Raw genomic sequence first — 19,665 nt, 5'->3', positions numbered from 1 at the left:
AAATATTTTTTGAAAACTTGCTTGACGACCCCCTGAAAAACCCGTTTAATGCGCCCCGTTGCCCAGATAGCTCAGTCGGTAGAGCAGGGGATTGAAAATCCCCGTGTCGGCGGTTCGATTCCGTCTCTGGGCACCACTATTCAGTTTCAGGTGGTGCAAACGTCATCTGAAACACACAAAAAACCCGCCTGGTGCGGGTTTTTTGTTGTCTGGAATTTGTGGACCCTCAGCGTCAACCCCGCATCAACGTCAACACCGCCATCCGCTCCTGATCGGAAATGTGAAAACCACTCGCCTCCACCCGATCAATCCAGCCCTGAGCCGAAAGCGACTCGCCAAAGCGCACCAGGCGTCCGTAGCGCCTGAACACAGCCTCCAGCACGCTGATCATCGAGGGGTAGCTGCAACCTCCGTCAAAACAAATGCTCAGGCCTCCAAGCCAGGAACGGCCGATCATATGACCACTGCCAGCGCTCTCTGCCCCTGCGGACTCAAAATCCATTTTTACTGCTTCCATGTCACACCCGAAATCATCACTGCGAAAGTATCAAAGCCTAGCAGGCGCCCGCGTTTCGGCAGGCTGCAAAGCGCGTTATCAGACCCGCCGGTCATTTAAGCCGCGACCCTACAGCAAGACGAACCAAACTCTCGGCGATCAACATCGCCTTATGACTCCCTTGATCTGTCCTTAATTCCCCAGTGATCGCCACTCGACCTACTGCGGATCAGGGAAAAAGCCCTGACCCGCGCGCAAGGCGCACTCAACGCCGAGCCTCACGGGCTGCCCTGGCTGCTCCTGGGTAGTGAAGGCGATGCCGCATCCGGCGCACCTGAATGCAGCGCCACGATGAGTACGGCGACTGATTCACTTCACCAGGAACACCAGTAGCGGGTTGTCGTTCAACCGCCCGTTGAACACTGGCGCCATATGCTCCAGCGGCGTGCCATTGAGCAACGCGGTTTGCTTGCGCTCCACAATCACCCAGGCCGGACGCGGCAGCGAGTCCACCCGCAAGGGTTCGTTGCGCCCGATGAACAGCGGCTGCTCGTCGTGATCCAGGTTCATGATGTAGCGAATCGCCCAGGTGTCCCTGGCCAGGTCCACAAAGACCAGGGTCCCGGGATTATCGGCACGCAGCTTCTCCACCGCGCCAACGAAGTTCCGGGTGTCGAATTGCAGATCCTTCGCCGGCTCCACCACCTTCACCAGCACCAGCCATTGGGTCGCCAACGCAATCAGGCTGAGCACCACCAACCGCTGGCCGAGATTGCCCTGCAAACGCCGCCAGGCGATCACGGCGGCCAGTTGCAGCACGATCAGCACACCCACCAGCCCCGGCACTGAAACATCCGGCCAATAACCGTGCTTGTGCCACAGGTGTCGACAGACGAACACCACCACGACGCCCAGCACCGGCAAGGCCGCCACCAGCCACTCATAGCCACGCCGCACGCCAAGCAGCCAGCCATGCGCCTGGAGCAAGCCATAGGCGGCCACCGCGGCAAACATCGGGACCATGGGCACGATGTAATAGGCGCGCTTGAAGTGCGGAATGGACAAGCCCAGCAAAATCATCAGCCCGCAGGCGGCCAGGCGCAGCATCAACTGCACGTCGGCATCCTCGTCACGCACCGACCATTTGTGGCGCAGGGCGATCAACGTCGCCAGCGCCAGCGGCACCACCGGGAAATAGCGGTACAGGCTCAATTTGAAGTAGAAATAGAACGGCTCGCCGGTTTCGTCGAGGCGCCCGGCAAACTGCATCCGCAGTACATCATCGACGAAGCTGTCGCCACCGCTGATCCGCGCCAGCTTCAGCAGCACCCACCAACAGCCGGCCAGCAGGACCAGGCCGATCACGCCGTGGGCAATCACCTTTTTAAGCAGCGCAATGCGCTCTTCCCGCGTACGAGCCGTGCCGAGCGCCCAGTAGACACAGGCCACTCCACAGACCTCGATCAACCCCAGCGGCCCGCGAATGGCAAACGCCACCACGAACAACGGAAATATCGCGTATTGCCGCAGCCGCGATCCCAAGCGCTCGCCGGTATGCAACAGGTAGAAACACCCCAGGCACAGCAGCGAGATCATCTGGTCCAGGCACACCGAGCGCGACTTCTCCAGCAACTGCGCGGTCAATGCGGTGAGCAGCACCGTCAGCAGCGCCCACGCGCGGCCAGACGGCACCAGCAAGCGATAGATCAGCGCCATCACCCCGGCAGACGCCAGGGCGGTGGGCATCACGTTAGCCAGGTCGTTGGGCGCGCCGAACAGGCGGGCAAAGAGGTAGCTCAGGTAGGTCGCGGTGCCCGGGTAGTCCGGGTAAGGCTCGCCATAGGTGGTAGGAAAGAGGCTCGCCCCGTGGCGAAACATCTCTTGCATGAACACCGCCCAGCGGCCGTCAAAGCCTTGTGGCTGCTGGTCCCAGATGCCCAGGGTAAACAGCAGCAAGGCGATAAAAAAGATACCCAGCGATTCCATTCGAAAGCGGTTGTGTTGATCCATTATTCAGCCTGTCAGGTGGGGTAAACCGGCTCATGTTGCCGACCATCACCCTGAATGCCCCCTGAACGGAATCAAACATTCATCAGCCTAACGACGAGCGGGCCAGATCAGCAGCGGCATCAGCCGGATGTAGAGTAGCTCCCCCACCAGTTCCACCAGGGTTTGCGTGATCACGGCGGCGGCAGCGAGGCCTCGGATCTCATCAGGCAACGCCAGCGCCAGCGGCAACACCACCAGGGAGTTGCGCGTGGACGCGCTGAAGGTGACCGCCCGCGCGGTGGTCGATGGCAGCTTGAACAGCCACGACGCCAGTGCGCCCACCAGCGGCGCCAGCAACAGAAAGCCGATGTACACCGGGATCACCGGCGCCAGCAGGCCGATATCGCGGACCACGGCGGTGACTTGCGAGCCGATCACCACCATCAGCACCAGTGCCATGGCCGGCACGGGCAACCAGGCCCAGGCCTCGCTCCAGGCACTGATGACACTCGATCGCCGGGACAGGGAAGTCGTCAGCACCGCCAGAATCATGGGGGCAACGATCAGCAGCAGGAAGGCCTCGACAAACGGCCCCACCGAAACCACCACCTGCGACTGCGCCCCGAGGATCAACCCCAGGTACACCGGCAACAGCAGCAGTTGCAGCAGCAACAGAATCGGGGTCGCCGCCAGCATCAATCGCGAGTCGCCCTTGCCGATATGGGTGAACACCACCACGTAGTCGATGCACGGCGTCAACAGCACCAGCAACGCCCCCACCAGGATCGCCGGGTGTTCCACCAGACCACGGGTCAGCGCCCACACCAGCAGTGGAATCAGGAGGAAATTGGCCAGCAGCAACGCGGACATGAAGCGCTGGTTGCCCAAGCCCTCGCGCAGGTCCAGAAAGGGTATTTGCAGGAACATCGCGTACATCAGCACAGCGATGGCGGGCGTGACCCACCCACTCAGTTCCCGTGCCAGCGAGGGCGCCAACAGCCCGGCGACCGCCGCCACGATCACTGCACAGAAGTAGATCGGTATCTGATTGTGCTCAAGTGCATCGCGGCTCATTCACGCTCCCATCCTGGCTAAAAGGTCGCAAGCCTAGCATCGGCGGGCATCCCATCGAAGTGGATGGAGTGATATAGGGGCATATGGGCAAATGAATCTCTGTGCCCGTATACGAAGGTGTACCATCAAGGCTGCATTCCACCACAATCAGTCAGCCATGCCCCCGGTAAGCGAAGAGAGTAGCCAGATAGTCGCCTCTCTGGCGCAGCGGATGGACGGTAACCCCGGCCCGTCACGGGCAGCTGATGCAATTATTGCCACCCTGCAGGACATCGACAGCGCCCTCACCCCGATTATCGGCCAGCACGGCGTTGCCGCCCTGTACCGGCGCAGCCTGCTGTTGTGCGCCGCCAGCCATCCGCGTCTGGCCGGCAGCTTTGACAACCTGCCCGCCCGCGACATGACGGCCCTCAAAACCCTACTGCTTGAGCAAAGCGAAGCCGACAGCCTGTTTTTCGGCGAAACGCTGCTCAAGACACTTTATGAGTTGCTGACCACACTGATCGGGCCCTCGCTCACCGCACGCTTGCTGCGCGCCGTGTGGGAAAACTCTTTGAGCGGCAACCCTGCGCAGGATACTTCGCCATGAGCACCAAAGTGACAATCAACCGCCTGGCCACCGGCGTGCCAGGACTGGACGAAGTGCTTGGCGGAGGTTTGCCGGAGTTTTCGTTCAACCTGATCGCCGGTCCTCCGGGTTGCGGCAAGACCACCCTGGCCCATCAGATGATGTTCGCCCTGGCCACGCCTGAACGCCCGGCGCTGTTTTTCACCGTGCTGGGCGAGCCACCGCTGAAGATGCTGCGCTACCAGCAGCAGTTCGATTTTTTCGACAGCGAGGCCATCAACCATTCGATTCGCTATATCAACCTGGCCGACGACACCTTGGCCGGCGACCTTGACGAAGTGCTGCGGCGCATCGTCGTCGCCGTCGAAACCCATGCCCCCGCGCTGGTGTTTGTCGACTCGTTCCGCTCGGTGGTGCTGGCCAGCCAGACCCAGGACAACCCCAACAACAACCTGCCGCAGTTCGTCCAGCAACTGGGCATGTTGATGACCACGTGGCAGGCCACGACCTTCCTGATTGGCGAGTACTTCACCGAAACCGACACCAACCCGATTTTCACCGTGGCCGACGGCCTGATCTGGCTGCGCCAGAGCGTGCAACGCAATTCCATGGTACGCAAAATGGAAATCATGAAGATGCGCGGCCAGCCGACCTTGCCGGGGCTGCACACCTTCCGCATTGCGACATCGGGCATCAAGGTTTTCCCGCCGGCTGCCGCCAATATTCCCGCACCACTGGCGCTAGGCTCACAACGTTTGAAAATGGGCGTTCCGCGCCTGGATGAAATGCTCGGCGGCGGCCTGCCCCGGGGTTACTCGTTGCTGGTGGCCGGCCCTTCCGGCTCAGGTAAAAGCATCCTCGCGTCATCGTTCCTGGCCGAAGGTGCTCGCAACGGCGAAACCGGCGTGATCGCGGCGTTTGAACAGCGCCCTAACCACCTGCAGAACGCGGTGCTCGCACAACTGATTGAACGCGGCCAGGTGGGCCTGGTGGACAGCCGTGCGCCCGACCTGTCCATCGATGAAGTGGTGCATTTGCTGCTCAACGAAATCACCCGCCTGAAGGCCACCCGCGTGGTCATCGATTCGTTGTCGGGCTTCGAGCTGGCCCTGGCGCCGACCTTTCGCGATGATTTCCGTGAATCACTGTCGCGCATGGTCACCGCCCTGACCGGCGCCGGCGTCAGCGTGCTGATGACCTCCGAGCTGGAAGACCGCTACACCGACCTGCGCTTCAGCCCCTACGGCACCGCGTTCCTCACCGACGCGATCATCGTGCAGCGCTATATCGAAGTGCAAAGCCGCCTGTTGCGCATCATGGCCGTGGTCAAGGTACGCGCCAGCGCGCACTCCGATGAACTGCGCCAGTACCACATCGATGACGACGGCCTGCAAATCGGCGAACGCCTGCCCGACCAGGAAGGGCTGCTCGGCGGCCGCCCTACCCGACAGCACCCCGGTGCTGTCAATGTGTGAGCCACTCCCATGAGCAAGGCCGATGACAAGAACAAGGACGCCGTGGCCAGTGCCGCGCGCGAACTGTTCCTGCTCGGCCAGAAAACCGTCGAGGCCCGCGCCGTGCTCGCGGCCCTGCAACAAGAGCTGACCGACGCGAAAAACCGCTTGGGCGACACCCAGCAGATCGAGCATCTGGTGGAGGCCAATCAACAACTGGTGCTCGCCATTCTGCTCGCCCAATCCGATGCCGCCCCGCCCCGGCAGAGCGAGCAACAGCAGCTGTCCCAGGAAATGCGCGAGGCCAACGCCCAACTGGTGATTGCCGCCCTCAGCGCCCAGGAGCTGCAAGCCGCTGCCGAGCGCGCGCTGATTCAACAAAAGAACATCCTGGCGCTCGTGGCCCACGAACTGCGCAACCCGCTGACGCCCATCAGCATGATCGCCGGCCGCCTCGCCCGCGTCCCCAGCGCCGAACTGCCGCGCATGCAATCGCTGATCGAAGGCCAGGTGCAGCACATGTCGCGCCTGGTGGAAGACCTGCTGGACGTGTCCCGCGCCAGCACCGGCAAACTGCGGCTGGACTGCGAGGTGCTGGACATCGTGCCGATCATTGAGCGGGCCATCGAAGTCTGCACACCGTCGATGATCACCCAGAAGCTGCACTTCACGTCCCAAGTGCCGCAAGAACCATTAATGGTCAACGGCGACGCGATTCGCCTCACACAAATCCTCGGCAACATCCTGGGCAACGCCATCAAATACACGCCCGCCGGCGGCATTGTGCGACTCTCGGTGACACTGGAACGCAAAGTGCTGCTACTGAGCGTGATCGACACCGGCATCGGCATCTCGGCCCAGGCGTTGCCGTTTATCTTTGATCCGTTTGTCCAGGACGTGCACGCCGTCGGCTTCAACGGCGCCGGCCTGGGCATTGGCCTGACGGTGGTGCGCGAGCTGGTGGAAGCCCATGGCGGCACGGTGATCGCACTCAGCGACGGTGACGGGCTGGGCAGTGAGTTTGTGGTGACCCTGCCGTTGGTGCGATAGGCCGGCAAACGCCAAAACCCCGGGGAGAAATCCCTGGGGTTTTTTATTACGCGAAATTTGATAGCTTCGACGTCTTATAAAACTGCGCACGGGCCTTGATGCCCCATCGAAAGCGCAAGCACCGAGCCCGCTCATGAACCTGCCAACCCGACCACCCGCCGAAGCATTCCGCGAGCCCGCCGCCGACGGTTATCCCATTGGCGGTTTTACCTGGCGCCACATCAGGACTGACATCGAACGCCCCGTGGTGATCATCAACGCTGCGACCTCGGTGCGCTGCCGGCATTACTCGCGTTTTGCCGACTACCTGTTTGCCAATGGCTTCGACGTCATCACCTACGACTACCGTGGCATCGGCGAGTCCCGCAGTGGCCCGCTGAAGGGGTTCAAGGCCTCGTGGTCGGATTGGGGCGTGCTGGATTTCGAAGCGATGCTGCAGCGGGCTCAGCGGGAGTTTCCGGGGCAGCCGATTGATGTGGTCGGGCACAGTTTCGGTGGCTGCGCGGCGGGACTCGGAGCGTCCGGGGCGGCGATTCGGCGACTGGTCACCGTGGGCGCACAGTTTGCCTACTGGCGCGACTATGAGGCGAGCACGCGTTGGCGGATGTTTGCCAAATGGCACGTGGTGATGCCGTTGGTGACCGCTGTGTTTGGCTACTTTCCGGGCAAGCGTATGGGCTGGCTGGAGGATACCCCGACGGGCGTGGTGCGCGACTGGAGTACGCCGACGCCGGGTTATGAAAAACGACCGAGCGGCAGGGCCTTGGGTGAGTTGCCGTTTTCCCGGGTGAAGGCACAGGTATTGGCGATCAGCATTACTGATGATCCGTTTGGCACGGTGGCGGCGATCGAGCGCCTTTTGGGTTATTTCGAAAGCAGCGAACGCACGCATCTGCGAATCGCCCCTGAAGATATCGGCGAAAAGGAGGTCGGACACTTCGCGTTCTTTCGCAGCCAGTATCAGGATCGGTTGTGGCCGATTGCGTTGGCGTGGTTGCAGCGAGGGGAGTTGGACCAAGCCGCTCCGGGACACCAAGTGACGGGTCGCACTTAGAAACCCTTGGGATTTCCCCCGACCTGCGCTTCAATACGCCATCCCCAGATCCTGACACCAAGGACGTGAGCCCATGGCCTCGCCGAACAAGCAGCAAAAACGCGCCCACCGGGCAAAAGCCAAGGCCAAGCAGAACCGCACTCAACGCGCCGTCGCCACCAAGCCGGACGCCTTTGCCGGCGATGACAGCCGCATTGACCTTGAGTCAGTGGATTTGACCGAGCTGTTCCTGGAGATGCGCACTGCGGGCGAAACCAGCCAACAGGCGCTGTGTGCGGTGTTCCTCGCGCACCCGCTGCTGGCGGTCGTGCTGGAGCAGGAAGGCGAAGAGGAAGCGACTGACTTTATCCTTGCGGCGCTGATCGAGTATCGCCAGTGGGCCACGGATACCGAGGATGAAGCAGCGGCCCTGGCGTGGATTGAATCGCCAGAGTTCCAGGCTGATTACGTCGCAGCGTCACAGGCGCTGGTCAGCTCAGAGAGCTGATCAGAAAAATGGGAGCCCGAAGGCTCCCATTTTTTGCCGCGCGCTACATCAATTCAGCACCGCAGCCCCTACCTTCAGGCTCTTGCGCCGACGCGACACAATCAGCCCCGCCGCAATCACCAGCAAGCTCAGGATTCCGGTGGCGATGATCTCCACCTGGTGCGCTTCCTGGAACAGCATGATGGTCAGCACGCCGACGATGAACACAATCACCGCGTACGTCAGGCCCGGGAACAGCCACATCTTGAAGGCAATCTTCTCGCCCGCTTCCGTGCGCTTCTGGCGCATGCGCAGTTGCGACACGGCGATCACCAGGTACACCAATAACGCGATGGCGCCGGAGCTGGCCAGCAGGAATTCAAACACCGCCGCCGGGGCCACGTAGTTGGCGAATACCGCCAGGAACGCCGCGCCGGTAGACAGCAACACCGCCCAGTAAGGCGTGCCGCTCTTGTTGGTGATCTTGGACACCGCTGGCGCATCACCGCGACGGCCCAGGGAGAACATCATGCGCGAAGCGGTGTACAACGCCGAGTTCAGGCAACTGGTCACCGCCACCAACACCACCAGGTCAACGATCAGCTTGGCATTCGGGATGCCCATGCGTTCCAGCACGGTCTGGTAGGAACCGACCGCCGCCAGCGCTGGATCATTCCACGGCACCAGGGCCACCACGATAAAGATCGATACCAGATAGAACAAGCCGATCCGCCAGATCACCGAGTTGGTGGCCTTGGAAATTTGCTGCCCAGGGTTCTTCGATTCAGCGGCCGCGATCGTCACGATCTCGGTGCCCATGAACGAGAACATGGTGGTCAGGATTGCCGCCAACACCGCGCCCATACCGTTGGGCAGGAAGCCCTGGGTGTCGAACAGGTGCGACACGCCGCTGACCTGGCTGCCCGGCAGGAAGCCAAAAATCGCCAGGATGCCGAGGATCACAAACCCGATGATCGCCACCACCTTGATCAGCGCAAACCAGAACTCGAACTCGCCGTAGTTCTTCACGCTGAACAGGTTGGTCGCCGTCAGCAGCAAAGTGATGATCAGGGTGAAGGCCCAGATCGCCACGTTGGGGAACCAGGCGTGAAGGATGGTCGCGGCGGCGTTGGCCTCCAGCGGGATCACCAACACCCAGAACCACCAGTACAACCAGCCGATGGTGAAACCGGCCCAGTGCCCGATCGCACGGTCGGCATAAGTAGAGAACGAACCCGTGTCCGGAGACGCTACGGCCATTTCGGCCAGCATGCGCATCACCAACACCACCAGGGTACCGGCGGCGGCGTACGCCAGCAGTACGGCAGGCCCTGCCGCCGCAATCGCGTGGCCGGAGCCGACAAACAACCCGGCACCAATAACGCCGGCAATCGACAGCATGGTGACGTGACGCGGTTTGAGCCCCTGTTCGAGGTCATTGGAGCTTTGCGTACTACTCATTGACACACCTTTGCGAGGAATTGCGAATACGGTCCACCCGGTCTGGCGTCTCTCTCGTGAAAAGAAACCAACGGGGCGTTCTTTATTTTTTACGCAAGATTTGCGCCAAAATGTTACAGAGCCGTGATTGACGCGGGCTGTAGGGAAACTCAACGGCTCTCGTAAGTCACTGACACTAATGGCATTCCGCTATAGCGTTACTGTGCGACCCACTTGAAAGACGAACAGGCGCACCAAAAACACACACAAATTGTGCGTGACGCCCTATTAAAGGGCTGATATGGACCGTTCACCCGTTTAACCCTTCCAACACCCGGCCAAAGCTGGCACCATCGCGCCCTTTTTTACGCAAAACCTGCAGTAATCCTGGTTCAAACGGCTGTTCGGTTGTTGATGGCGCGACACACTGCTGTGCCGATGCGACACCCTGCCGCACACCGTCTGTTTACCGTCCGCAGGGCTGTTGGCTGTCATCCAAACGCTATGCTAGCTTGGCGCCTCGCCAGGAAGGCGGCCCAACAGCAGGAGCGCAATGAACACAATGAGGACCCCACATGGCTGAGGCCACGCCCGCGCTTGAAATCCGCAACTTGCATAAACGCTATGGTGAGCTGGAGGTGCTTAAAGGCATCTCGCTGACCGCCCGCGACGGCGATGTGATCTCGATCCTGGGTTCCTCCGGTTCCGGCAAGTCCACGTTCCTGCGCTGCATCAACCTGCTGGAAAACCCGCACCAGGGGCAAATCCTGGTGGCCGGTGAAGAGCTCAAGCTCAAGGCCGCGAAAAACGGTGAGCTGGTGGCCGCCGACGGCAAACAGATCAACCGCCTGCGCAGCGAGATCGGTTTTGTGTTTCAAAACTTTAACCTGTGGCCGCACATGAGCATCCTCGACAACATCATCGAGGCTCCGCGTCGGGTGCTGGGCCAAAGCAAAGCCGAAGCCATCGAAGTCGCCGAAGCCTTGCTGGCCAAGGTCGGCATCAGTGACAAGCGCCACGCCTACCCCGCCCAATTGTCCGGCGGCCAGCAGCAACGCGCGGCCATCGCCCGCACCCTCGCCATGCAGCCCAAGGTCATCCTGTTCGACGAGCCGACATCGGCCCTTGACCCGGAAATGGTTCAGGAAGTACTTAATGTGATCCGCGCACTGGCCGAAGAAGGCCGCACCATGCTGCTGGTCACCCATGAAATGGGCTTCGCCCGTCAGGTGTCCAGTGAAGTGGTTTTCCTGCACCAGGGCCTGGTCGAAGAGCAAGGATCGCCACAGCAGGTATTTGAAAACCCGCTTTCGGCGCGCTGCAAACAATTCATGTCCAGCAACCGCTAACGGAGCAACATGCATGCAGAACTATAAAAAATTCCTCCTGGCTGCCGCCGTTTCGATGGCATTCAGCGCCTCGGCGATGGCCGAGACCTTGACCATGGGGATCGAAGCGGCCTACCCGCCCTTCAACAATAAAGACGCCAGCGGCAACGTAGTGGGCTTTGACAAAGACATCGGCGACGCCCTGTGCGCCAAGATGAAAGTCGAGTGCAAGGTGTACGTCTCCGATTGGGACGGCATCATTCCGGCCCTGAACGCCAAGAAGTTCGACTTCCTGGTCTCCTCGCTGTCCATCACCGATGAACGCAAGCAGGCCGTCGACTTCACCGACCCGTACTATTCCAACAAGCTGCAGTTCATCGCGCCGAAAGCCACCAAGGACTTCAAGACCGACGCCGGTTACCTGAAGGGCAAGATCATCGGCGCACAACGCGCGACGCTGGCCGGTACCTACCTGGAAGACAAGCTGCCGGACACCACCGCCAAGCTCTATGACACCCAGGAAAACGCCTACCTCGACCTGACCTCCGGCCGACTGGACGGGATGCTGGCCGACAAGTACGTGCAGTACGAGTGGCTGAAAAGCAAAGACGGTTCCGCCTACGAATTCAAAGGCGACCCGGTGGTTGAGAGCGACAAGATCGGTATCGCCGTGCGTAAAGGCGATGCACTGCGCGAGCGCTTGAACACCGCACTGGCCGAAATCAAGGCCGACGGCACCTACAAGAAGATCAACGACAAGTACTTCCCTTTCAGCATCGAGTGATCCTGAATGGCCTGCCCGGCGCGCTCGCTTGAGTGCGCCGGTCCTGAGCTTTGCCTTGCGAAACGACTAAACCATGAATTTCGACCTCTACGGATTCGGCCCGGCGCTCGCCGCTGGCGCGCTGATGACCGTCAAGCTGGCGCTCACGGCCCTGTGCCTTGGGCTGGTGCTCGGCCTGGCCGGTGCCTTGGCCAAGACTTCCCCGTACAAGCCCCTGCAATGGCTTGGCGGCGCCTACTCCACCCTGGTTCGCGGCATCCCCGAACTGCTGTGGGTACTGCTGATTTACTTCGGCACGGTCAACCTGATGCGTTCCCTCGGGGAATTCTTCGGCAACCCCGACCTGTCCCTCAGCGCCTTCGCCGCCGGGGTTATCGCCCTGGGACTGTGCTTTGGTGCCTACGCCACGGAAGTCTTCCGCGGCGCGATCCTGGCAATCCCCAAGGGCCACCGTGAAGCCGGTGTCGCACTGGGCTTGTCGAAGTTCCGGATCTTCACCCGGTTGATCATGCCGCAGATGTGGCGCATCGCCCTGCCGGGCCTGGGCAACCTGTTCATGATTCTGATGAAGGACACCGCGCTGGTCTCGGTGATCGGCCTGGAAGAAATCATGCGCCACGCGCAAATCGGCGTGACCGTCACCAAGCAGCCCTTCACCTTCTTTATGGTCGCGGCCTTCATGTACCTGGGCCTCACCGTCCTGGCGATGACCGGCATGCACTTCCTGGAAAAACGTGCCGCGCGCGGCTTTGCGAGGAGCACGCAATGAGTGGCGACTACAGCTGGCTGGCGCATTTCGACCTCGGCCTGAACTGGGCCGTGATCATCAAGTGGCTGCCAAGACTGGCCCAGGGCGCGACCCTGACCCTGGAGCTGGTGGCCATCGCGGTGATCGCCGGCCTGCTGCTGGCAATCCCGCTGGGCATCGCACGTTCTTCGCGCCTGTGGTACGTGCGCACCCTGCCCTATTGCTACATTTTCTTCTTCCGGGGCACGCCACTGCTGGTGCAGTTGTTCCTGGTGTATTACGGCCTGGCGCAGTTCGACGCCGTGCGTGAAAGCGCCATGTGGCCCTACCTGCGGGACCCGTTCTGGTGCGCTACCGCCACCATGACCCTGCACACCGCCGCCTACATCGCCGAGATTTTGCGTGGCGCGATCCAGGCCATCCCGCCGGGCGAAATCGAAGCGGCGCGGGCGCTGGGCATGTCCAAACCCAAGGCGCTGTTCTACATCATCCTGCCGCGTGCCGCGCGCATCGGCCTGCCGGCCTACAGCAACGAAGTGATCCTGATGCTCAAGGCCAGCGCCCTGGCCAGCACCGTGACGTTGCTGGAACTGACCGGCATGGCCCGCACGATCATTGCCCGCACTTACCTGCCGGTGGAGATCTTCTTCGCCGCGGGCTTGTTCTACCTGCTGATGTCCTACGTGCTGGTGCGCTTCTTCAAGCTGCTGGAACGCTGGTTGCGGGTCGATGCCTGCCAGGGCCGCTGACGCCTCGTTGACGGGTGAGCAATTGCTCACCCGCTTCCAGGCGCTGGACGCGTTTCTCACCGAGCATCAAGGGCTGTGGCGACCACGGCCCTTTACCCATCTGCAATTGCCGTGGGAAACCCGGCACCCCGAGCTGGCCCACTGGCTGCGACAGCGCTCGCTGGCAGACGCGGAAAGCAGCCATAACCAACCTCACACCCTGCCGGCACCCGCGCCCTTTCCCGAGCTGGCCATGCAGTCGCTGAATCTCAGTGCTGTGGATAACTTACCGTCCAGTGCGCTACCAACCGCCCGTCACCGCCTGAATGTTGATGTGCCCGGCCGCAAATGGCAGCAGATCGAAGCCTTCGGCGCGGCCCTGCAATTTTCCAGGACACCCCGACACTGGCTCGACTGGTGCGCCGGCAAGGGCCACCTCGGCCGCCGCCTGCTGCAACCCGGGCAGCAACTGACGTGTCTGGAATACGACCCGGCCCTGATTGCCTCAGGGCAGTCGCTCAGCGAACACCATCAATTACCCGTCGCCCATCGCCTGCAAGACGTGATGGCCGACATGCAGATCAGCCCCGAGCAAACCCCGGTCGCCCTGCATGCCTGCGGCGACCTGCATGTGCGTCTGCTCCAGCTGGCCAGCGCCGCCGGCTGCCGGCAACTGGCCGTGGCACCGTGCTGCTATAACCGCATCCGCGCCGAGCAGTACCCGCCACTGTCGATGACCGCCCAGGCTTCATCCCTGCGTTTATCGGTGGAAGACCTCGGCCTGCCGCTGAGCGAAACCGTTACCGCTGGGGCGCGAGTGCGCCAGCAGCGCGACACCTCGATGGCCAGGCGCCTGGGCTTCGATGGTCTGCAACGGCAACTGCGCGGCAGTGACGAGTACCTGCCCACGCCATCGCTGCCCGCGAGTTGGCTGGCCAAGCCCTTCGCCGACTACTGCCGCGAACTGGCGGCGCTCAAGGGATTATCCACCGGTGAACAGGATTGGCTGGCGCTGGAGGCCCAAGGCTGGCGGCGCCTGGCCGAGGTGAGAAACCTGGAATTGCTGCGTGGCCTGTTTCGGCGCCCGCTGGAAATGTGGCTGGTGCTGGATCGCGCGTTGTTTCTCACGGAAAACGGCTACACGGTGCACGTCGGCAGCTTCTGCGAAACACCGCTGACCCCGCGCAACCTGATGCTGCTGGCCGAGCGCAATTAAGGGGCATTTTGTCGCAGCGTGCCCTGTGGATAACTCTGTTGATGGAATTCTTGCGGAGGCCGTAGCAGCAAGCTTTACAGGGCAAAATGCTGACTGGTCATTTTTTGTTCATAAAATAAAACGCACGCAAAACAGGCAGTTGCAGCCTGATGAGAACCGCTCCGCAAAATTGCGGTTTCATGACATGTCGAACCAACCGATTGTGCATAAGCATCTGGCGTTAGCGGCATAACCCGGACTTTTCAGCGGGCAATCAACAGGCGGCAAAGCTCGTTGATATCGTCACAGGCCATGCTCGTCGCTTCGTTATCCAGCGGGTCGCTGCCAAAAGCCAGGGCCTCGCTGATCGCCGGGTCCCGGTGCACCACCTCCAGCAGGTTGTCACCCAGGCGCTTCCTGAACACCTCGACCATGTCCAGGCTGAAGCCGGAAGTCTCGTCGAGCTGGTTGATCACGAAGTGGCAACGTAGCGCCGGCTGGCGATCAAGGTGCGGCACCAGCAACTGCTCCATCTGCTCCAGGGTGCCCAGGGAGGCGGCATCCGCCTGGGCGATGACCAGCACCACATCGGCCACGTTCAGCGCCTGGTGCAGGTAGACGTTATTGCCCGCCGGCGTGTCGATGATCACCGTGTCCTGCTCACTCAAATCCAGGGCCGACAGGTGCTGCGCCAGCCAATCCGGTTCCTGTTTCAGCCAGCGCTGGAGGTCTTCCTGCTGGCGGATATCGGTTTCACCAAAGGTGATCACCTGGCAACCGGCGAAGCCTGAATGAAGGATGTGGCTCCAGCGCTCGTTCTGCAGGCTGGTGCGCCCGATGCCGGGCAAGGCGTGGCTCAAGCCGAAGTGGTGATAGAGGGCATTTTGCGGGTCCAGGTCCAGCGCCACCACCGGCCGGCCCGCGCGCTGCAAACCACTGCTCAGCGCCGTGGCCAGGGTGCTGCGTCCGACCCCGCCATTGACGGACACCAGCGCCACCACGTTCGCACGGATGGTCGCGGCGTCGCGTGGCTGCTCGTTGGCACAAGGGGAATGTCGGGAGAACGACGCGCCGCTGCCCATGTTGAGGCTGGCGCTGTCATCGACGGGGATGTCTTCGAAGAATTGCAGCATCGAATCCATTCCCTGGACATCACTGGCAGTTGTCTTATCAAACAACTCAAAAAGATCATCGGTTCGGCTCATCGCCAACACTCCTCACGACGCATCGTAAAGACGTGAAAGGTCAGCTGTACTGATGCTTACCGCAGGTCTTTTTGTGGGCGCCTTTGTGTACGCATTCTGTGACAAAGGATCGAGAGTGTCATTATTTTGGTGTTTCTGAAGAAATCTTTAAGACGAGCGGTAAATGGTCAATTTACTGACTAATCTTTATCGGATCGTAAGGCGTCTGCAAATCACGCTCGGGGATCTCCCAGATCAGCAGCTTGGGCGGCGTCTGCTTGAACGCCGGGCTGTCGAAATACGCCTTGGCGGCGCCAGAGAATTCGCCACCGTCCTTGCTGAAATTACCCACCGGTGCATTCAAGGCTTGTTGCAGGAAACCCACGAAGTTTGAATTGCGCGAGAACGAGGTGCCGATCAGCGCCACGTTCGGCAGCCCGGCGTCGCCGAACAAATCGTCAGGGTTGCTGGACGCCGCCGGACCCTTCTCATGGGCCGTACTGGCCGCAACCTGCTCGCCCACTGGCTGCAACTTCGGCGGCAACCAGTCGAGACCGGCCAGCCGTACCAGGTCACCCGGACGCGGTGCGAGCGGCGCCTGGGTGATGTCGAAGGCTTGCTCCGGCGTGGCCTGGATACCGCGCTGCTGGATGCGCTGAGCCACGGCACGGGCACCGGCGTTCGAGCCGATTTCACTCCAGTGGGTGTCGGTGCGCAGGAATGCATCCGGGCCCAGGGGTTTCAGGGTGTCGGTCAGGTCCAGTGCTTCAACGCCCGCCGCTTGCAACAGCGTGGTCCATTGCTGGACCCGGCCCTCCAGCACGGCCGGGCGATACACGCCGCAGCGTTGTGCGGCCGCGATGCGGGTTTTGTCCGGCACCACCACCACTTGCAGATCAATGCCGCGTTGGCCGAGCTGTTTTTTCAGGTCGATCACCGCGTCCGCCTTGGTGCGCGCATTGTCTTCGGCGTGGCGGTTGAGCTTCAGTTCATCGCTGATAAACAGCCAGCCCGGGCAACCCTGGCGGACTCGCGGCCCGGTGTCACTGAACACCAGCCAGCTGGCGCCGCGCTCCAGGTTCGCCGCCTCGATGGCCATCGGCGCCTTGGACAGCTCCTTGGCAAACCGGTGAGTCACGTCGCCATGCAACAGCATGTCGCTGTCGACCTTGGGCGGCAGGAAACTCACCGGGCCCTTGACCATCAGCCAGACGCAAGACAACAACCCCGCCGCCAGGAAAGGCACCAGCACCCAGCCCGCCAGGGGGCTGGTGCGAATGGCCAATTCACTCGGTGGGGTCGGCGCGGTAGGGGCGGGCATCGTCAGGCTTCCTTAGAACTGAAAGTACAGAAACGGTACGGCATCGCGGCTGGCAATCAGCGCGAAGGACAACACAAACCCGGCCACCGGCCACAGGGACGCGGCCACCACAAACCAGGGCTGCGTACCAAAACGCTGCTCGCAGCGGGTCTGCCAGATCGGCGCGATGATGCACACCAGACCGAGCAACGCGGCCATGCCATGGGCCGGGCGCATGGCCACGGCCAACGCATCACCCAGTGCAATGCCGTGCATGCCGAATTGCCCGGCGTACATGGCCAGTGCCGAATGGAAGTCCGGCGCGCGGAATAGCGTCCAGGCCAGGCACACAAACAACAGCGTCAAGATGTGCGACAGCACCGGCGGAATGCTCGGCAGGCTCGAGCGCGACCACGCCCGGTCGATGCACAAGGCGATACCGTGGGCCGAACCCCACAATAGGTAGTTCCAGCTGTCACCGCCGTGCCACAACCCGGCAATCGCCATGGTCAGGAACAGGTTGCGGTAGGTGCGCCATACGCCATCGCGGTTACCGCCGAGGGCGATGTACAGGTAGTCCCGCAGCCAGCTGGACAACGACAAATGCCAACGCCGCCAGAAGTCCTGGATGCTGCTGGCCAGGTACGGCCGGTTGAAGTTTTCCGGGAAGTGAAAGCCCAGCATCAAGCCCAGGCCGATGGCCATGGCGCTGTAGCCGGCGAAGTCGAAAAACAGTTGCAGCGAGTACGCCAGGCAGCCGATCCAGGCATCCACCAGGCTCGGGTTTTCCAGGTGGAAGGCAATGTCCACCAGCGGCGACAAGGTGTCGGCCACCAGCACTTTCATGCCCATGCCGATCATGAAGCGCCGGGCGCCGAGGCTGAAATTCGGCCAGTTGAAATAGCGCTGGTTCAGCTCGCGCCGCACCCAGTCATAACGAATGATCGGACCGGCAATCGAGTGGCCGAACATCGAGATATAGGTCGCGTAATTAATGAAGCTGCGCTCCACCGGAACGGTATGCCGATGCACGTCCACCAGGTACGAGATCGCCTGCAACACGATAAACGACAACCCCGCCGGCAACGCCACGCGCTGCCACTCCAGCGGCATGGCGCCGTACCAGGTGATCACCTCACTCACGGTGCCCGCGACGATGTTGGCGTACTTGTACCAACACAGCACGGCGGTGTTGAACACGATCAACGCGATCAACAACCGCACCCGGCCTTTGCCGTCTTCACGGGAACGGTCCACCAGCAAGCCGCCGACCCACGCCACCACGGTCAACACCATGTGCAGGAACAGGAACAGCGGGCTCAGCCAGCCGTAGAACAGCCAGCTGCCGATCAACAGGATGACATTGCGCCAGCCCGGACGGGCCAGCGCATAAATCAACAGGAAGGCCGGCAGGAACAGCGTGAGGAATTCCAGTGAGGCAAAGACCATGGTGGTGTCGGGCCCGATCAGTTAGCGAGCGTGTCGGAGGTAAACAGCAACCTCGAACCGGCAGCCGATGGCAGGGCCAGCACGCTGTAGCGCTCGCCGGCCTTGAGGGTGAAGGTCAGCGGTTGGCCGACCGGTGCATTGGCGCACTTGAGCTGCACCGACAGTTCCACCGGGTTGATCATGCGGCGCGAAATCGAACCTTCGGCGACCTTCTTGAACAGCTCGGCTTTTTGCGCCACGGCTTCCAGGCTTGCGTCAGCGCAGGCAGCGTCGGCGTTGATAAAGGCCAGCGAGGCCTTCAAGGCGTTGAAGTCGTCCGGTTGTTCGTGGATCACCAACTGGCGCGTGCCGCCCTTGGCATCCGGTACGGCGACCACGGTGGCGAATTCGCCCGGTGCGACGGTCACGGCCAGCTCGGAATCCTTGCCGCCCTGGCTCAACACACCCTTGATCGGGGTCTTGCCGCCCGACACCGGCAGGTAGTCGGAAACGAGTTTGTCGCCGCCCAATACCAGGCTCGCCTTGGAACCCTGGGGCAGCAATTTCAGCTCGCCGTCGGTGCCGTTGGCCAGGCGCAGGAATGCCGAATCCTTCTCCGGGCCGGTGGGGTACAGCGGGATATCGGCGCTGTAGGCGCTGACGCTGGCGAGCAAGGTCACCAGGCCCAGGGTGGTCCGTTTCATTATTGCGCTCCCTTGGTCACAGCGGCCGGTGGCAACTTCGCCAGGGACTCGCCGATAGCCTTGGCCCACTTCTGGTAGCCGTCGATGGTGAAGTGCTGGCCGTCGGTGGTGATCCACTGGCCCGGCTTGGAGAAGGTCAGCGAGTCGACGTAGGTGCACGGCGCCACGTTGGTGGCGAGGAACTGCGACATCACCTTGGTACGCGCGTCATCCTTCTTGTACTGCGAACCGACCTTGCCCCACGCCGGCCCGACCCACACGCACTTGGTGCCGGTTTCGGTGATGGCTTTGGTCAGGGAGGTCACGCTTTTCCAGGCCCAGACTTTCGGGAACTGCGGCTCCGGGTACGAGGCCATGGTGTCGGCGATGATGATCACCACCAGGTCCGGCTTGTCCTTGGCGATCAGGTCTTTGATCGGCGTGGTGCTCATGCCGTTCTTGCCGAAAATCTCGGCCTTGCCGCCGGGCAGTCGCTCGGCGCCGCACTCGACTTTCTTCGGCACGATCCAGTCGGCCGCGCCGGCGCCGCATGCGCCGATGGAGTGAACCTTGGCGCCCTGGGCGGTCAGGTTGTCCTGCAGCGGGTTGAGCAGCGAATCAGGAAAGCTCATGTGACTTTCGCCCAATACCAGCAGGGTCAGGCCGGCAATAGCAGAAGCGGAAACAGGCATGGAT

Annotated in this window: 19 protein-coding genes and 1 tRNA gene; 11 read left to right on the top strand and 9 right to left on the bottom strand. The window is 61.7% G+C overall.

All coding sequences use genetic code 11. The features are described 5' to 3' along the window. The first annotated feature begins 60 nt into the window (after positions 1-60). Positions 61-136, top strand: a tRNA-Phe gene (locus JFV30_RS30660). 96 nt (positions 137-232) lie between these two features. Here the strand turns inward: JFV30_RS30660 and JFV30_RS30655 are convergent. The 3 genes from JFV30_RS30655 to JFV30_RS30645 all read right to left on the bottom strand — a co-directional run bounded on the left by JFV30_RS30655 (position 233) and on the right by JFV30_RS30645 (position 3,559). Continuing rightward, complete coding sequence (locus JFV30_RS30655) at positions 233-502, bottom strand: hypothetical protein (RefSeq protein WP_201125925.1); 270 nt, start codon at positions 500-502, stop codon at positions 233-235. Between the two features lie 363 nt (positions 503-865). Next, complete coding sequence (locus JFV30_RS30650) at positions 866-2,506, bottom strand: ArnT family glycosyltransferase (RefSeq protein WP_201125924.1); 1,641 nt, start codon at positions 2,504-2,506, stop codon at positions 866-868. Between the two features lie 87 nt (positions 2,507-2,593). Beyond that, positions 2,594-3,559, bottom strand: a complete 966-nt coding sequence (locus JFV30_RS30645; protein WP_201125923.1) for an arsenic resistance protein — start codon at positions 3,557-3,559, stop codon at positions 2,594-2,596. Between the two features lie 211 nt (positions 3,560-3,770). On the opposite strand from JFV30_RS30645, the gene JFV30_RS30640 reads away from it, so the two are divergent. The 5 genes from JFV30_RS30640 to JFV30_RS30620 all read left to right on the top strand — a co-directional run bounded on the left by JFV30_RS30640 (position 3,771) and on the right by JFV30_RS30620 (position 8,172). Next, on the top strand, positions 3,771-4,148 hold the full coding sequence (locus JFV30_RS30640; RefSeq protein WP_010169054.1) for a hypothetical protein: 378 nt from the start codon (positions 3,771-3,773) through the stop codon (positions 4,146-4,148). After that, the gene (locus JFV30_RS30635; protein WP_201125922.1) at positions 4,145-5,602 is read left to right on the top strand and encodes an ATPase domain-containing protein; all 1,458 of its coding nucleotides are present in this window, start codon (positions 4,145-4,147) and stop codon (positions 5,600-5,602) included. Before JFV30_RS30640 ends, JFV30_RS30635 begins: the two co-directional genes overlap by 4 nt. 9 nt (positions 5,603-5,611) lie before the next feature. After that, on the top strand, positions 5,612-6,631 hold the full coding sequence (locus JFV30_RS30630) for a sensor histidine kinase (protein ID WP_201125921.1): 1,020 nt from the start codon (positions 5,612-5,614) through the stop codon (positions 6,629-6,631). A gap of 133 nt (positions 6,632-6,764) precedes the next feature. Then, positions 6,765-7,685 (top strand): alpha/beta fold hydrolase, encoded by a 921-nt coding sequence (locus JFV30_RS30625; RefSeq protein ID WP_201125920.1) that lies wholly within the window; start codon positions 6,765-6,767, stop codon positions 7,683-7,685. 73 nt (positions 7,686-7,758) lie between these two features. Continuing rightward, the gene (locus JFV30_RS30620) at positions 7,759-8,172 is read left to right on the top strand and encodes a hypothetical protein (RefSeq protein ID WP_010169047.1); all 414 of its coding nucleotides are present in this window, start codon (positions 7,759-7,761) and stop codon (positions 8,170-8,172) included. A gap of 48 nt (positions 8,173-8,220) precedes the next feature. Here the strand turns inward: JFV30_RS30620 and gabP are convergent, their stop codons facing one another. Next, positions 8,221-9,612, bottom strand: a complete 1,392-nt coding sequence (gabP, locus tag JFV30_RS30615; RefSeq protein ID WP_169386599.1) for a GABA permease — start codon at positions 9,610-9,612, stop codon at positions 8,221-8,223. A 554-nt stretch (positions 9,613-10,166) separates the two neighbouring features. Between gabP and JFV30_RS30610 the strand changes: the two genes are divergently transcribed. From JFV30_RS30610 to JFV30_RS30590, 5 genes are all read left to right on the top strand, one after another. Then, positions 10,167-10,940, top strand: a complete 774-nt coding sequence (locus tag JFV30_RS30610) for an ABC transporter ATP-binding protein (RefSeq protein ID WP_169386600.1) — start codon at positions 10,167-10,169, stop codon at positions 10,938-10,940. A gap of 13 nt (positions 10,941-10,953) precedes the next feature. After that, complete coding sequence (locus JFV30_RS30605) at positions 10,954-11,703, top strand: ABC transporter substrate-binding protein (protein WP_010169040.1); 750 nt, start codon at positions 10,954-10,956, stop codon at positions 11,701-11,703. Positions 11,704-11,776: 73 nt separating this feature from the next. Continuing rightward, positions 11,777-12,472, top strand: a complete 696-nt coding sequence (locus tag JFV30_RS30600) for an ABC transporter permease (protein WP_010169038.1) — start codon at positions 11,777-11,779, stop codon at positions 12,470-12,472. A 38-nt stretch (positions 12,473-12,510) separates the two neighbouring features. After that, entirely contained in the window at positions 12,511-13,200 is a 690-nt protein-coding gene (locus JFV30_RS30595) for an ABC transporter permease (protein ID WP_029615812.1), read from the top strand. Beyond that, positions 13,181-14,395 (top strand): methyltransferase, encoded by a 1,215-nt coding sequence (locus JFV30_RS30590; RefSeq protein WP_201125919.1) that lies wholly within the window; start codon positions 13,181-13,183, stop codon positions 14,393-14,395. Before JFV30_RS30595 ends, JFV30_RS30590 begins: the two co-directional genes overlap by 20 nt. 242 nt (positions 14,396-14,637) lie before the next feature. Here JFV30_RS30590 and bcsQ read toward each other — a convergent pair whose 3' ends face one another. From bcsQ to JFV30_RS30565, 5 genes are all read right to left on the bottom strand, one after another. Continuing rightward, the gene (bcsQ, locus tag JFV30_RS30585; RefSeq protein WP_201125918.1) at positions 14,638-15,579 is read right to left on the bottom strand and encodes a cellulose biosynthesis protein BcsQ; all 942 of its coding nucleotides are present in this window, start codon (positions 15,577-15,579) and stop codon (positions 14,638-14,640) included. Positions 15,580-15,751: 172 nt separating this feature from the next. Beyond that, positions 15,752-16,879, bottom strand: coding sequence for an alginate O-acetyltransferase AlgX-related protein (locus tag JFV30_RS30580; RefSeq protein WP_201125917.1), 1,128 nt, complete (start codon positions 16,877-16,879; stop codon positions 15,752-15,754). A 12-nt stretch (positions 16,880-16,891) separates the two neighbouring features. Further along, on the bottom strand, positions 16,892-18,307 hold the full coding sequence (locus JFV30_RS30575; RefSeq protein ID WP_010169029.1) for an MBOAT family O-acyltransferase: 1,416 nt from the start codon (positions 18,305-18,307) through the stop codon (positions 16,892-16,894). Between the two features lie 17 nt (positions 18,308-18,324). Beyond that, positions 18,325-18,990, bottom strand: a complete 666-nt coding sequence (locus JFV30_RS30570; protein ID WP_010169027.1) for an alginate O-acetyltransferase AlgF — start codon at positions 18,988-18,990, stop codon at positions 18,325-18,327. Next, on the bottom strand, positions 18,990-19,661 hold the full coding sequence (locus JFV30_RS30565; protein WP_010169025.1) for an SGNH/GDSL hydrolase family protein: 672 nt from the start codon (positions 19,659-19,661) through the stop codon (positions 18,990-18,992). The genes JFV30_RS30570 and JFV30_RS30565 overlap by 1 nt, the downstream gene beginning before the upstream one ends. Positions 19,662-19,665: the final 4 nt, after the last annotated feature.

The organism is Pseudomonas sp. TH32 (genome assembly GCF_016650855.1).
Taxonomy (GTDB): Bacteria; Pseudomonadota; Gammaproteobacteria; order Pseudomonadales; family Pseudomonadaceae; genus Aquipseudomonas.
The sequence above is the reverse complement of the archived record's forward strand: the minus strand, read 5'-3'. Positions and strand labels throughout refer to the sequence as shown.